Below are 13,006 nucleotides of genomic sequence, written 5' to 3'. Positions count from 1 at the left end.
TGAAAAAATGTCTAGACGCGTGAAGCAGCCGCAAGGTCTGATTTCAGTCCTTTTGGACCATTCCCTTCCAGCGCATGAGCGCGATGACGCGGCAATGGACTTAGAAGCATTTGATGAAGTTCTCCCTCTCCTCATCGATGCGGCGAGCAATGCCAGCGAAGACCAGAAGGTAGCTGAATCTCTAGGTGAATCGATTGCTGCAATGTGGTCGAGACTTGGCGGCTACGATGCGGACTTAGTTGCTCGAATGCATCCAGCTGCGCAGAAAGAAATAGCTCTCAGGTTTGGTCCCCATCGATGACCGCTCCCCACCCAATTGTAGATGCGCGATCGGCTCTTTCTGACCTCGAAACCGGTCATATCGCATGAGATCGCCGCAACCTCACTTTCTTGTTGGCCTAGCTGCGGCTAAACGCCACAAACAAAAAAGCCGGGTCACCCTGTTGAGGGCAATCCCGGCTTCATGCACACCGACCCCGCTTCGTGCGTATTCTCTTGGGGGTCGTTTGGAACGACGATCAGTAGGGGGCCACCCCCATTGAATTGCAGGACCATTGGGTTTTGGCCGCCGCAGTCACGACAGGGTATCGCATCTCACTCCTAACGAGACCCGAGCAAGTGCGGGTAATGCGGTTTTAACCATGTTTGATGCTCGCAGCGCCCCTGCGACTTGTGCAATGCAGCATAGATCTCTAGGGCGGGGCCAACTCTCCCATGCAGGCTTTGCCCTGCACGCCCGCTGGCGGGCCATATCTGGAACCTGAATATGAATGCAGACCGCTCTTTTGCGGCCACGCTGCGGCGTGACTGGCTTGGCCAACCCAAAGCGGACATCCTTGCAGGGATCGTCGTTGCGCTCGCGCTGATACCCGAAGCGATCGGATTTGCGCTGATCGCGGGGGTCGATCCGAGCGTCGGCCTGTACGCCTCGGTCGTGATCGCGATGGTGATCGCACTGACGGGCGGGCGTCCGGGCATGATCTCGGCTGCAACCGCAGCGGTGGCAGTCGTCGTTATCCCGCTGGTGCGCGATCACGGTGTCGAATACCTGTTCGCCGCCACCATCCTGATGGGTATTTTCCAAGGGATTGCAGCGCTGCTCAGGCTCGACCTGCTGATGCAATTCGTCAGCCGCAGCGTCATCACCGGGTTCGTCAACGCGCTTGCGATCCTGATTTTCCTGGCGCAGATCCCGCAGCTCGATCCCTCGCAAGACGGGGTGAACCTTTACACCTATGCGATGGTCGCAATCGGCCTTGGCATCATCTACCTGCTGCCGCGCGTGACAAAGGCCGTGCCGAGCCCGCTGGTTGCAATCGTGCTGCTGACCGCGGCGGCGGTGTTCTGGGGCCTGCCGGTCAACAATGTCGCGGGCGAGGGCGAGCTGCCCGATGGCCTGCCGTTCTTTGCCATTCCCGACGTCCCCCTTACGTGGGAGACGCTTCAGATCATCGCGCCCTACTCGCTGACGATGGCGGCTGTGGGTCTGCTTGAAAGCCTGCTCACCGCACAGATCGTCGACGACATGACGCACACCGACAGCAACAAGCAGCGCGAAAGCGCCGGGCAGGGCATCGCGAATATTGCGGCGGCATTCTTTGGCGGCATGGGCGGCTGCGCGATGATCGGGCAGTCGGTGATCAACGTAGCCAGCGGAGGCCGAGGGCGGCTTTCGACCTTCACCGCTGGCGCATTCCTGCTGTTCCTGCTCACCGTGCTCGGCTCGTATGTCGGACAGGTTCCGATGCCGGCGCTGGTCGCGGTCATGATCATGGTCAGCATCGGGACGTTCAGCTGGAATTCGATCCCCAACCTTCGCCGCCATCCCCCGACCAGCTCGGCGGTGATGATCGCAACCGTTGTTGTGGTCGTGTGGACGCACGACCTTGCGCTCGGTGTGCTGGTGGGCGTGCTGCTGTCGGGTATCTTCTTCGCCGGCAAGGTGCGCAACATGTTCACCGTCGAGCGTGTGCGCCGCCCGCACAGCGCGGTCTATTCCGTTACCGGCGAAATCTTCTTCGCCAGCGGTGACAAATTCATGCAGATGCTTGGTCCGGAAAACCAGTATGAGGACGCCGCACATCACGTGGTGATCGACGTCAGCAAGGCGCATTTCTGGGACATCTCCGCTATCGGCGCGCTTGAAAAGGTCGTCGAGAGGATGCGCCGCAACGACCGCCACACCCGTGTCGTCGGACTGAACGCAGCAAGCGCGGACCTGTTCGACCGCTTCGCGCTGGAGGATCGCACCGGCCTGGAGCTTGGCCTGGCGCCGCATTGATCGGTTGAGCACCCCATCCGGGGTGCCATGTCCTCGCTCATACGCCTTTCAGGCGCGTCGCTGCGTTTGGGCTTGCCAAGCAGGATGGGTCATGCGAGCCAACTCATGATTTTGGGAGAGCAAACATGGCCAACCGCGTGGAGCTGGTTTTCGATTTCGTCAGTCCCAACGCCTATCTCGTCTGGTGGCCGCTGCGCGATCTCATCAGGCGCACCGGGGCCGAGCTCGATGTCGTGCCGGTGTTCCTCGCCGGAATGCACCGGATCACGGGCAATGCGCCGCCAATGATCCGTGACAAGGACGTGAAGGGCAAGGTCGAGTATTCTATGCTCGAAATGCAGCGCTTCATCGCGAGGCACAATCTCGGCAAGTACAAGCTGCATCCGCAATTCCCGTTCAATTCGATCCTGCTCCAGCGGATGCTCTACGCCGCCGATCAGGACGGGCGCGGCGTGCAATTTGCCGAGAGCCTGCTGCCTGCAATCTGGGAGGAGGGCGTCGACATCTCCGATCCCGAAGCTTTGGGCGCGGTCATTGCGGCTGGCGGCTTCGACGCTCAGGACCTGTTTGCACGCGCGCAAACCGACGAGGTGAAGCAAGGCCTCGCCGCCAACACCGACCGTGCGGTGGAGCGCGGGGCGTTCGGTATTCCGACCATGTTCGTGGGGACCAGCGGCGCAGACGAGGACAGTTTCGAGATGTTCTTCGGCAAGGAAAGGCTGGACCAGATCGAAGAAGAACTGGCGAAAGGATAGTCACCCCGTTCGCCGCTCGCTTTTCACTCCGGAAGGTTCGCTTGCTTTAGCGTAGCCACGATTTCCAGCGCCAATGCAGGGTCCATTCCCTCACGCCAGCAGACATAGGCCGGGAATTCGAAGCTGGGCGTTTCCTCGACCGTATACAGCGTCCCTTCTTTCACCATAGGCATAACCAGATGCGCGGGCATGTATCCCGCCATCCGATTTTGAATCAGCCAATCTGCTGATCGCTGGCCGAGATCCAGCGCCAGTCCCGCGTTAGGCCTCACACCCAGAATGGACGCGATCTCAAGCCCGATGGAGCGCCCCCATTCGATCGGGACAAAATCTTCCTCCCAATTGGCGGGATCGCCAGCGGTCACGAGGATCAGGCGGTCATCGAACAGCTTTTTCGCACTGATGTCGCGGTGAAACACGGGATCATGGACAACCACCATATCGAGTTCACCTTCGGCCAGTTCGCGATTAAGCCGCGCCCACGCCCCGGTACCGTCACGCGCAGCGCAAGGTCAGGCATCTCGGCACGAACGGCGGCCAGCCAGCCAAGCAGGAGCCGATCCCACAAGAGGTATTGTCCGCCAAAGGAAAGCGAGCGCTGATAGCGTTCGGGCAGCCGCACCTCATGGCGGGCAGTCTCCCACGCCCGCACGGCTCGCCGCGCCGAACTGGCAAATCTCTCTCCCGCCGGTGTCAGCTGGCATCCGCGCTTGTCGCGCACGAACAAGGCTGCGCCGAGCCGGTGCTCCAGCTGCTTGATACGCTCGGTCACGCTTGAAGGGCTCGCGTTAACGCGCTGCGCGGCCCCAGCGAAGCTTCCCGTGGCGGCGGCGGCCAGGAATGTCTGAAACGTCACGATATCCATTCAATTCGGATAATACGGATTGAAGCTTCTGACAATCGCGTTTTATTAAAGTGAATACGTCGTCTAGTCGCTGCTTTCACATTTGACTGGAGAGAACACGTGAAGACATTTTACCTCGCTACCGGCCTTGCCCTCAGCGTACTGGCTGCGCCCGCTTTTGCCGGAGCGCAGGACCGGCAAGCTGTCCCTGAAATCACGGTTTCCGCGAAATACCAGAAGGACTGGAGCAAGGGGAACAAGCTTGAAGCGGAAGGTTTGCAGGAAATCGCCAAGGCCAAGCGCGAGCTGGTGAAGCATAGCGCCGAAGTCGTGAACGCACAGAACCTTCGGGACAATTCGCAAGCACAGGCGGAAAACGCCCGCGCGTCGTTCGAAAGCCTGACGGCTCGCCCCTATTTCAGTAATGCTGATGAGGCCCACAAATGGGCGCGCCAGGTCAATGACGCTGCTTCCGATTGGGCGAAATACGATGAGCGCCGCGGCGAGGGTAAGACGGATCTGGGTAAGGCGCAAAAGCGCCAGGCCGACGCGCAGAAGTCCTTCGACAAGGCCCAGGCCAAGGTCGACAAGGGCCGCGAGATGAAAACGGCAGCGGAGCGCGCGAGCCTGTTGCAAGCCGCCAGCTGATCGGGTGGGAGGCAGCGCATTGAAGGTGGAGCAATCCGAATCGGCGTGGCCCGCTCTGTGGGCCGCACTCAAGACCGTATCAGGTGCCACGATCGCACTCACGCTCGCACTGGCGATACTGTGCGCGCCCGCACAGGCACAAAACGGCGAAAAAAATGACAGCGTGGGCGAGGATGTTATCGATGCGGTGACCCAGCCGCTCAGCGATCTGAACCTGCGAAGCAAGGATATTCCCGCAATTCTGGTCCTGGCACAGGACCAGCCATATGACACCGTCAGTCTTGCCGATTGTGCGATGCTGCGCGGCGCAATTGCGGAGCTGGACGAAGTGCTGGGACCGGATGCGGATCAGGAACCTGACAAGGACGGTTTGCTCAATAGGGGCCTCAAGACTGGCGGCAACGTCTTGGGCGGGCTGATCCCGTTTCGCGGGATGGTCCGTCAGATTTCCGGGGCAAAGGCACAGGAGGCGCGGTGGGAAGCGGCAATTTACGCCGGGGTCGCGCGGCGTAGCTACTTGAAGGGCTATCTCAAGGGGCAGGGCTGCGAGACCGCAGAAGAAGCTTCGGTTCGGTCGGCCCGCGAAGTGCTCGGATTGGGCGACGACGCTCCCAATTCTTCCGATTGAGCGGCTCTCCCATGGGCCGTTTACCGCTATTTGCGGGATACAGCGGGGATTAACCGCGTTGCTGCTCTTGTGACCTCGATGAGAATCGTTACCTTGAGTGAGCTATGAAAGAGCTGTTCCAACACGCTGCCGTCACCGATGGGATCACCGTCCGGGTCGCTGTCAACTTCCTGCCTGAGCAATCCCATCCGGAGGCTGGCAAGTGGTTCTGGGTTTATCATATCCGTATCGAGAACGGCTCGCACGAACCGCTTCAATTGCGCACCCGCCATTGGCGCATCACCGATGCGCGCGGCATGGTAAACCATGTCGATGGCGAAGGCGTGGTCGGCGAACAGCCGATGCTACAGCCGGGCGAAAGCCACGATTACGTCTCCGGCTGTCCGCTCACGACGCCGCATGGCTCGATGGAAGGGTTCTACACTTTCCTGCGCGGCGACGGTTCGCCTGTCGAAGTGCGCATCCCGTTCTTCCCGCTCAACGCTCCGGAGACGGCCGAGGGCGACCGCTGATCCGGTCGCTTCCGATGCCCCGTGACTTGCGATAGCCGCGCGCCGCGTTAAAGCGGCAGGGGCATGAAACGCACCCATCTCCCCCTCAACGCCCTGCGCGTTTACGACGCTGCAGCGCGCCACCTGTCCTTTACTCGCGCCGCCGATGAGCTGGCGGTGACCCCCGCGGCGGTCGGTCAGCAGATCCGCGCGCTTGAGGACCATCTCGGCGTGGTGCTGTTCCGCCGCACGAGCAAGGGGCTGGAACTGACCCCGGAAGGCGGGGCGGGGCTCGATGCGCTGCGCGAAGGGTTCCTGCGGTTCGAGGAAAGCGTGCAGGCGATGCAGGCCGGGCAGTCTTCGGATCGCTATACAATTGCCGCCCCGCGCGACTTTTACGCCGAGTGGCTCGCCCCGCGCCTTGCCGTGTTCCAGGCCGATACGCCCGGAGTTCTGTACAGCTTCGTCGCCGATGAGAATGCCGACTTTACCGAGGCGAACCTCGACCTCGCGATCCGTCTGGTGGACGGACCGGGAGAGCTCCAAGGCGCGCAGCTGGCCCCTGCCGAGCGTGTCACCGTCGCCGCACCTGAGCACCGCGATGCGTGGATCGACTGGCCCGGCGCTTCGCTGCCCGATGGGGTCAAGCCGTGCATCAGGGCCGGAAGCGCGGGGCAGGCGCTCTCTTCCGCGCTCGCCGGAATGGGTCGCACCGTGCTGCCCGGGCCGCTGGTCGCCGGCGCGCTCGATAGCGGCGCGCTGATCGCGCAGGGCGATCCGGAGGAAAGCCGCCGCGCATACTGGCTCGTCGCACCGACCCCGCAATGGCGATCGAAGAAGGTGAAAGCGCTCGTCGCGTTCCTCACCGATGGTTGAGGTCGAAACCCTCCATTCCGAGCGGTTCACTTTGCGCCCGATGCGCCGGGAGGACGCCGCCGCACTGTTGCCCACCCTCTCCGACGCCGAGCAATGCACCTATCTCACCCGCCCCGAGTTCGGCAGCGAGGCGGAGCTGTGGGGCTGGCTTTCCGATCCCGACTGGCCCGACCGCACCTGGATCGCCCAGAATGCGAGCGGAGCCGTGGCTGGACGGTTCGTTGCCTACCCGGCGCACGAACCGCGCGTCGAGGAGATTGGCTACATCGTCTGCAGTGAGTGGCAGGGCAAAGGCGTCGCGCGCGAATGCACCTCCGCTCTCGTCTCGCACCTGTTCGCAAACCGCACGCGCAAGCTCATCGCCGAGGTCGACACCCGCAACACCCCCTCGATCCGCCTGCTCGATGCGCTCGGCTTCACGCGCGAGGCGCATTTCCGCGAGCACGAGACCACCCATATCGGCCTGTGCGATGTGTATCGCTACGGCTTGCTCGCCCGCGAATATGAGGGCTGAGAGCTGCTCAGAAAATCTCCTCGATCGGGTAAACATAAACCAGATAGAGGTAGAGAAACGCCAGTGAAATAAACAGGATGATGACCCCGAGGATAGGGGATGACAATTGCAGGCCCTTTTCGGAAATGCTGATCGTCGTGACCTGCTCTGCGTCCTCGCCGATCTCGACTGTTCCCGCTTCGATTTCCTCTACACTGTTCCGTCTGCGCCGTGACGCGGTTGGTCCGCCCATGCCGGCGCGAAACTGCATCCATGAGAAAAACACGCCGGCGCTCACGAGCAGCACCACGATTGCGAAGATCAGCTTCGAGGAGAACAGCTGCCATTCAAACACGTTCGAGCGGTGGCGGTAGCCATTGGTGCGGTATTCGTAGTAGCCGCGGATCGCATCGCGCATCGCTGCCTGACCCGCCTCATCGAGGATTTGCGGATCGACGACTTCGGGCATCAGCACCTTGTCTTCGTTAGTGGCGAAATATTCGTCCATCTCCGCCATGAAGTCCTCTGCGCCATCCTCGCCAGTTTCTTGTTCGGTCGCCGGCTCGTCGGGCGGCGCAGCCGAGCTGGTCGTGGCGAGCATGAGCGCACAGGCTAGGGGCGCGGTACGGATCGGGAAATGTGCACGCCGCATATCAATAGCCCCGTTCGAGGATGAAATTGAGCGCCAACAATCGCGAGCGAACCTTCTCGTAATAGCTCAAACCTTCCTCACGTTGGCGATAGATTCCCATCTCGCTGTCGCTGAAACCGGCGGCGAGCAGTCCAAGTAGCGCCTCGGCTAGGCCATCGCCCCAACCTCTAAGGCCGCTCGGGAGCGCTGGAAGGTCGGTCGACTGGACCTGGATATATGGGTAGGCTTCCGTCCCGTCCGGCAGCACGATTGATATGGCTCCTGTCACGGGATCCAGCCGCTGTATGGAGCCGTCGGGATCGCGGCGCTCGATCCGCCCGTCGGGCAGCATTGTAACCGCGTTTCCGTCCGGCTGGGGCGCGTCAGTTGCGGGAGAGGTCGTCGCCATCTGAGACTCCTCGATTGCCTCCGGCGGAGCGGCGAGCTGCGGTTGACCGACCACCCTGAGCGGCACGCAAATCGTATTGTTGTCCTCATTGCGCTCGGCAATGGTTTCAAGCGAGATCGACCCGCACGCATAGCCTGTACGTTCCGCTCACCATGTCGGCTGGCAATTGCGCCTTTTCGGCATAGCCAAAGCTGTCGCCCCGCGCGAGCCGCCGCCGCACACCGGCTCTGCCGCCGCGCAGCAGGACCCCATCGAAATAGCTCTCCGAAAAGCGCGCCCGCGTTGTCGGGATCGTCTCGCGTGTGACGAACATGTCGATCGAGAAGGCATCGCCGTTTGGCTCACTGCCGACATTTGTCGCAACCACTCGGGCCTCGACCTCTTCGCCGGCCCGGGCCTCCGCCTGCAACAAGCGTATGCCCGGTCGCAGATCGGCCTGCGCGCTGGCGGGCCCGGTCGTACCGAGGAATGCCGCTGCCAATGCCAAAACCGCAAGCCTTACCAGTATAGATCGTCCAGCCATGAATCCGCTCCCTCTATGGATTTCAGCGCGACCCGGACACGGCAAGTATTGCAGAAAATCATGCGATTGGCGATTCTGTTCAGTAAACTCCAAGCATGATGGAACATTCTCCGACTATATTAGAGATGTTAGCTAAATATCCGAGCGCATCGGCTGGCTGAGAAGTGATCCGCGGCGAAGGATTTACTCTGACTTGCTCAAAACGCGTCGCTTCGTCTTTTCAGCATGCCGCTCCGCCTCCCATTCGCGGCGCCAGCGTTCGCGCAGGTCGGTGAAGAACTCGAGGTTTGCCGCGCGGTTTTCCTCGCTGTTGCGCGCCTCGTATTGCTCGGCCTGCCACTCTGCGCGCAGCTGCTCCTTGAGCGCTTCGTAGGCGGGATGACCGGGGACGAGCGCTCCGCTGCCATAGCGATGGGGCAGGCGGCTGCGCAGGAAGAAGGTGACGAGCGCCTCGTTATGCCGGGTCTCGGTGCCGAGCACCTTGCCGGCGGAGACGACCATGCGCTCCTCGCCTTGAATCGCGCGGGTGAGGGCGGTTGCCTCGAGGCGCGAGACACCCCGGTCGATAGCCGCGTCCCATGCGGCGCGAAAGCCCTCCGCCCCGGGCCGCGCACGCAGCTTGTAGAGCGCCTCCATGCTCTTGCCGATATGCTTGGCGGCGGCGGTGACGATCCCGGTGGCGGCGAGATGCGCGATGAAGGCGCGCTGGAGATCGGGCGTGATCGAGTTGCGACGCGGTGCCTTGTGCGGAACCGGCTCGAAACCGAGCAGCGGATCGGAAAGCGCAGGCGGCTCGGCGGAGTAGGCGACGGCGGAGGTTGCTTGGCGGGGAGTGGCGCGATGGTTGGTGAGCTTGGTCATGGCTCAATGGGAGTATGCACATTCCCGCGAAGTAGGAAAATGCCATGTGGCCGGGAATGGTGCGAGCCGCAGGCGAGCCAGCGCGCGACCGCGCGCCGCCGCTTATGCGGCGAAGCCAAGCGACGCGGATGCGTCGCGCCCGGCGTTTGAGGGCGCAAACAAAAGAGTCATCCCGGTTGCGCTGGGAGCGTTTGGCTTGGTCAGTACACGGCTGAGACACGCGCTGGCCTTGAGGGCATGACCAAGAGGAAAGGTTTTGAGTCTTTTTTGTCCGCACGCCATCCGGCGCGCGAAATCCTCGGCCCTCGCGGGCCTGCGGGCGGGCGGTCGCCCTTGCGGCGGCTGTGCCGCCGTTCTGGCGCGAGCTAGCGATGAGGCACCAAGCGTATTGGCGCGAGGATATCGCAAGCGTGGAGGCGCTTGCCGCACACAAAGAGTCTGGTGCCGGGTGTCGGACGGGGAAGGTGGCTTGGGCATAGCCACGACCAGATTGCAGAAATTCTGTTGGTAGGAAAGCGAGAAGACCTTGAGAAAATAGCCGTGCGCAGTGCACTAGGGTTATGATTCTCGGGAAATTTTTGTCGACTCGGACTCGTTCTGTGCCATAAGCATAGGAGTACAAAGCACGATGGATTCTTGGGATCAGGATTTATTTGATCGGAGGCAACTGGCTCAGGATCTTATCGCTTACGCCGAGACCGTATCTGAGCATGGAACCTTATTGGATGATAAGCGATCGCTCGTGGTCGGCGTTGATGCAGAGTATGGTATTGGGAAGACGTTCTTTCTTAAAGGATTAGAACTCGAATTAAGAGGTTCCCATCCTGTCGCGTATATCGACGCTTGGTCAGACGATCTGCTTGACGAGCCGTTGGTCGCACTCGCTTCGGTCATCAAGATCTCTGTAGAGCCGCTCGTTCGATCAGACCCATCCATCAAACAGAAGTGGGCCGATTTTGCGAACAAGACAGGTCGCGTTCTTTGGATCGGGAGTAAGGGCTTACTTAAGAGAGGTGCTCAGGTCGCACTTACTGGAGCGGCTGTAGACGGTATTTCCGAAGTTTGGTCGGATACCAGTGAAGAGCAATTAGAGGAAGTCAAAGAAGACATTAATGAAGCGGTGGCTGATGCCGTTGAGGATATGGAGGAAGAGCTTCAGGCTATCCGGACAAACCAACTTCTAGCATCACGGCTTGCGGAGTTCGAAGCGGGCCGAAAAGCGATGAAGGATATGTTGAGGTCTTTGGATGCTTTGGTCAGAGCCATTTCGTCAACAGATTGTGGACCTCCAATTTTCCTGATCGTTGATGAACTTGACCGATGCCGACCTTCGTATGCGATTAAGTTCTTGGAGGAGGTAAAGCACCTATTTGCCGTGCCGGGCGTTGTTTTTGTGCTGGGCGTTAACTCGGAACAGCTTGGGAAGGCGGTTTCGGGGCTTTACGGAGATCGGTTTGATGGCGCCTCATATCTCGATCGATTCATTGATAGGAAAATCAGCCTACCATTTCCAACTCTCTCCGCTCTTGTTGAGCAACTATTCAAGAAATTACCAGATGGAGAGAGACTGGAATTCCCAAAACTGAGGTCTAACAGAAAAGAACTGTCAAAAAGTGAAATGATCACTCGCCTATTGGAATTCAGGGAAATCGCTCCCCGAAGCGTTTTTCGCTTTTTTGATCGGCTGCAAACCTGTCTTGCAATCACTGCCAATGAGCCGCTTGAAGGCGTTTATCTAACGGAACTTATCTGTGCCGGTATTGGCGGTAACGACAAAGAGGCGGGCCGACGTTGGGAATACGGCTTTGGGAGTGATTTCGGCGATTCTCAGTGGAACGAAGCCGATCTCGTCATTGGAGAGCTTCGAGGAATCTTCAGTCTTACAAAGCGCGACGCAATAAGGCAGGTTTCGAGCGAGTCTCCCTTCAACGAATATGTGCAATGGTTTCTGCGTGGTCAGAGTGAGAGGACCGCACCAACTGGATACAAATCCCTCTTGAATGATGTGGGAGCGATTGGTCTGTCAGACCTTGACCAACCCCCTGCCCATCGCTAAGTGCGCCCCATCAGATCGGCCTCTCACGAGTCCCCTCTGACAATAGAGCTGAACATTGCCGGTCCTGTCCCGCAGGTCTTGCTGTCACAAGCAAGGCCTTTTCTATTGGGGCGATCCTTCTCACGAAGGCACGCTTTAGTGGGGCATCCGTCAAAGTAACCCGGTGGCCGAAGGGCCCGATCTGGGTGGAGCGTTTCAGCTTGGTCAATCGGCTCCGTGCCCTCTGCTTTGGCAGATGCGCAGCGCGGGCGGTTTGAGCAAGCTTCCTCCATGCAAATCGGTCTTGGTGTCACCTCCATACGGTGAAGAGAAAGACTCATATGCCGACGATCAACCAGCTGGTCCGCAAGGGCCGCACTCCGCAGAAGGCCAAGTCCAAGGTCCCTGCGATGGAAGCGAACCCGCAAAAGCGCGGCGTTTGCACCCGCGTCTATACCACGACTCCGAAGAAGCCGAACTCCGCTCTGCGTAAGGTTGCCAAGGTGCGCCTGACGAACCAGCGCGAAGTCATCTCCTACATCCCGGGCGAAGGCCACAACCTGCAGGAGCACTCCGTCGTGCTCATCCGCGGCGGCCGTGTTCGCGACCTTCCCGGCGTTCGTTACCACGTCCTTCGCGGCGTGCTCGATACGCAGGGTGTCAAGGACCGCAAGCAGTCCCGCTCGAAGTACGGCGCCAAGCGGCCCAAATAATGGTGCGCTGAAGGCATCCGCCTTCAGCTACGGCACCGGCCCGCTCCCCCACCCTTCCACCCGGAAGTTATCCATATGGGCAGAAGGGTGGGGGAGCAGACCGGAGCCGGATTAGAGTTCAACGCGGGGCCAGTCCTCTTCCCCACCCGGACACCTCACGAGGTATCCTTTGGGTGGCCGGGTGGGGGAGAGGGCTGGAGCCGCCAAGCCTCGACGGATGTTGAGGCGCACTCCGAAGGAGTTATGCAAAATGTCACGTCGTCGTAGGCCCGAAAAGCGGGTTATCCTTCCCGATCCCAAGTTCGGTGATCAGGTCCTTTCGAAGTTCATGAACAACCTGATGCTGGACGGTAAGAAGGCCGTTGCAGAAGGTATCGTGTACAGCGCGCTCGAAACTGTGGAAACCAAGGCGAAGACCGATCCGGTCCAGCTGTTCCACGATGCGCTCAGCAATGTCGCTCCGCAGGTCGAAGTGCGCAGCCGCCGCGTTGGTGGTGCGACGTACCAGGTGCCGGTCGAGGTTCGCCCCGAGCGCGCCCAGGCGCTCGCGATCCGCTGGTTGATCTCGGCTGCACGCGAGCCGTCCCGAAACCACCATGAGCGCGCGCCTTTCGGGCGAGCTGATGGATGCTTCGAACAACCGCGGCAACGCTGTGAAGAAGCGCGAGGACACGCACCGCATGGCGGACGCGAACCGCGCGTTCTCGCACTACCGCTGGTAAGATTGTGGATGGGCGGGGCCGGGGCTTCGGCTGCGTCTTTCGCCCGTCACAATCGTCACTATATGGGGTGCCGACCCGCTTAGCTGGCGGCCCCCA

At 60.6% G+C, this 13,006-nt stretch carries 16 protein-coding genes and 1 pseudogene; 11 read left to right on the top strand and 6 right to left on the bottom strand.

Annotated features, from left to right (window positions below; translation table 11 throughout):
* Window positions 1-19: 19 nt before the first annotated feature.
* The 3 genes from AC0L39_RS11125 (at window position 20) to AC0L39_RS11115 (ending at window position 3,036) form a co-directional block, all read left to right on the top strand.
* A complete protein-coding gene (locus AC0L39_RS11125; RefSeq protein WP_473257886.1) occupies window positions 20-301 on the top strand; it encodes a hypothetical protein in 282 nt (93 codons plus the stop codon).
* A gap of 465 nt (window positions 302-766) precedes the next feature.
* Window positions 767-2,281, top strand: a complete 1,515-nt coding sequence (locus AC0L39_RS11120; RefSeq protein ID WP_473257884.1) for a SulP family inorganic anion transporter — start codon at window positions 767-769, stop codon at window positions 2,279-2,281.
* Between the two features lie 125 nt (window positions 2,282-2,406).
* Complete coding sequence (locus AC0L39_RS11115; RefSeq protein ID WP_473257882.1) at window positions 2,407-3,036, top strand: DsbA family protein; 630 nt, start codon at window positions 2,407-2,409, stop codon at window positions 3,034-3,036.
* A 23-nt stretch (window positions 3,037-3,059) separates the two neighbouring features.
* Here the strand turns inward: AC0L39_RS11115 and AC0L39_RS11110 are convergent, their stop codons facing one another.
* The gene (locus AC0L39_RS11110) at window positions 3,060-3,476 is read right to left on the bottom strand and encodes a hypothetical protein (RefSeq protein ID WP_473257880.1); all 417 of its coding nucleotides are present in this window, start codon (window positions 3,474-3,476) and stop codon (window positions 3,060-3,062) included.
* Window positions 3,407-3,892, bottom strand: coding sequence for a LysR family transcriptional regulator (locus tag AC0L39_RS11105; RefSeq protein ID WP_473257879.1), 486 nt, complete (start codon window positions 3,890-3,892; stop codon window positions 3,407-3,409). Before AC0L39_RS11105 ends, AC0L39_RS11110 begins: the two co-directional genes overlap by 70 nt.
* Window positions 3,893-4,000: 108 nt before the next feature.
* Between AC0L39_RS11105 and AC0L39_RS11100 the strand changes: the two genes are divergently transcribed.
* From AC0L39_RS11100 to AC0L39_RS11080, 5 genes are all read left to right on the top strand, one after another.
* The gene (locus tag AC0L39_RS11100) at window positions 4,001-4,528 is read left to right on the top strand and encodes a hypothetical protein (RefSeq protein WP_473257877.1); all 528 of its coding nucleotides are present in this window, start codon (window positions 4,001-4,003) and stop codon (window positions 4,526-4,528) included.
* 19 nt (window positions 4,529-4,547) lie between these two features.
* Window positions 4,548-5,156, top strand: a complete 609-nt coding sequence (locus AC0L39_RS11095; RefSeq protein ID WP_473257876.1) for a hypothetical protein — start codon at window positions 4,548-4,550, stop codon at window positions 5,154-5,156.
* 104 nt (window positions 5,157-5,260) lie between these two features.
* Entirely contained in the window at window positions 5,261-5,668 is a 408-nt protein-coding gene (gene apaG, locus AC0L39_RS11090) for a Co2+/Mg2+ efflux protein ApaG (protein ID WP_473257874.1), read from the top strand.
* Between the two features lie 63 nt (window positions 5,669-5,731).
* The gene (locus AC0L39_RS11085) at window positions 5,732-6,523 is read left to right on the top strand and encodes a LysR family transcriptional regulator (protein ID WP_473257873.1); all 792 of its coding nucleotides are present in this window, start codon (window positions 5,732-5,734) and stop codon (window positions 6,521-6,523) included.
* Window positions 6,516-7,037 carry a GNAT family N-acetyltransferase gene (locus tag AC0L39_RS11080; RefSeq protein WP_473257872.1) on the top strand — a complete coding sequence of 174 codons (522 nt, stop codon included), beginning with the start codon at window positions 6,516-6,518 and terminating at the stop codon, window positions 7,035-7,037. Before AC0L39_RS11085 ends, AC0L39_RS11080 begins: the two co-directional genes overlap by 8 nt.
* Before the next feature lie 7 nt (window positions 7,038-7,044).
* Here AC0L39_RS11080 and AC0L39_RS11075 read toward each other — a convergent pair whose 3' ends face one another.
* The 4 genes from AC0L39_RS11075 to AC0L39_RS11060 all read right to left on the bottom strand — a co-directional run bounded on the left by AC0L39_RS11075 (window position 7,045) and on the right by AC0L39_RS11060 (window position 9,440).
* A complete protein-coding gene (locus AC0L39_RS11075) occupies window positions 7,045-7,668 on the bottom strand; it encodes a hypothetical protein (RefSeq protein WP_473257870.1) in 624 nt (207 codons plus the stop codon).
* 1 nt (window position 7,669) lies between these two features.
* Entirely contained in the window at window positions 7,670-8,056 is a 387-nt protein-coding gene (locus AC0L39_RS11070; protein ID WP_473257869.1) for a hypothetical protein, read from the bottom strand.
* A gap of 106 nt (window positions 8,057-8,162) precedes the next feature.
* Window positions 8,163-8,579 carry a hypothetical protein gene (locus tag AC0L39_RS11065; RefSeq protein ID WP_473257866.1) on the bottom strand — a complete coding sequence of 139 codons (417 nt, stop codon included), beginning with the start codon at window positions 8,577-8,579 and terminating at the stop codon, window positions 8,163-8,165.
* A 183-nt stretch (window positions 8,580-8,762) separates the two neighbouring features.
* Entirely contained in the window at window positions 8,763-9,440 is a 678-nt protein-coding gene (locus AC0L39_RS11060; RefSeq protein WP_473257865.1) for a hypothetical protein, read from the bottom strand.
* 628 nt (window positions 9,441-10,068) lie between these two features.
* Between AC0L39_RS11060 and AC0L39_RS11055 the strand changes: the two genes are divergently transcribed.
* The 3 genes and pseudogenes from AC0L39_RS11055 (at window position 10,069) to rpsG (ending at window position 12,910) form a co-directional block, all read left to right on the top strand.
* Entirely contained in the window at window positions 10,069-11,496 is a 1,428-nt protein-coding gene (locus tag AC0L39_RS11055; protein WP_473257862.1) for a KAP family P-loop NTPase fold protein, read from the top strand.
* Between the two features lie 320 nt (window positions 11,497-11,816).
* Window positions 11,817-12,188 carry a 30S ribosomal protein S12 gene (gene rpsL / locus AC0L39_RS11050; protein WP_067108793.1) on the top strand — a complete coding sequence of 124 codons (372 nt, stop codon included), beginning with the start codon at window positions 11,817-11,819 and terminating at the stop codon, window positions 12,186-12,188.
* Window positions 12,189-12,438: 250 nt separating this feature from the next.
* Window positions 12,439-12,910, top strand: a pseudogene (gene rpsG / locus AC0L39_RS11045) (30S ribosomal protein S7).
* Window positions 12,911-13,006: the final 96 nt, after the last annotated feature.

This window comes from Erythrobacter sp. K21-9, assembly GCF_055808355.1.
Note: the sequence above shows the minus strand (reverse complement) of the source record. Positions and strands in the feature narration are given on the sequence as shown.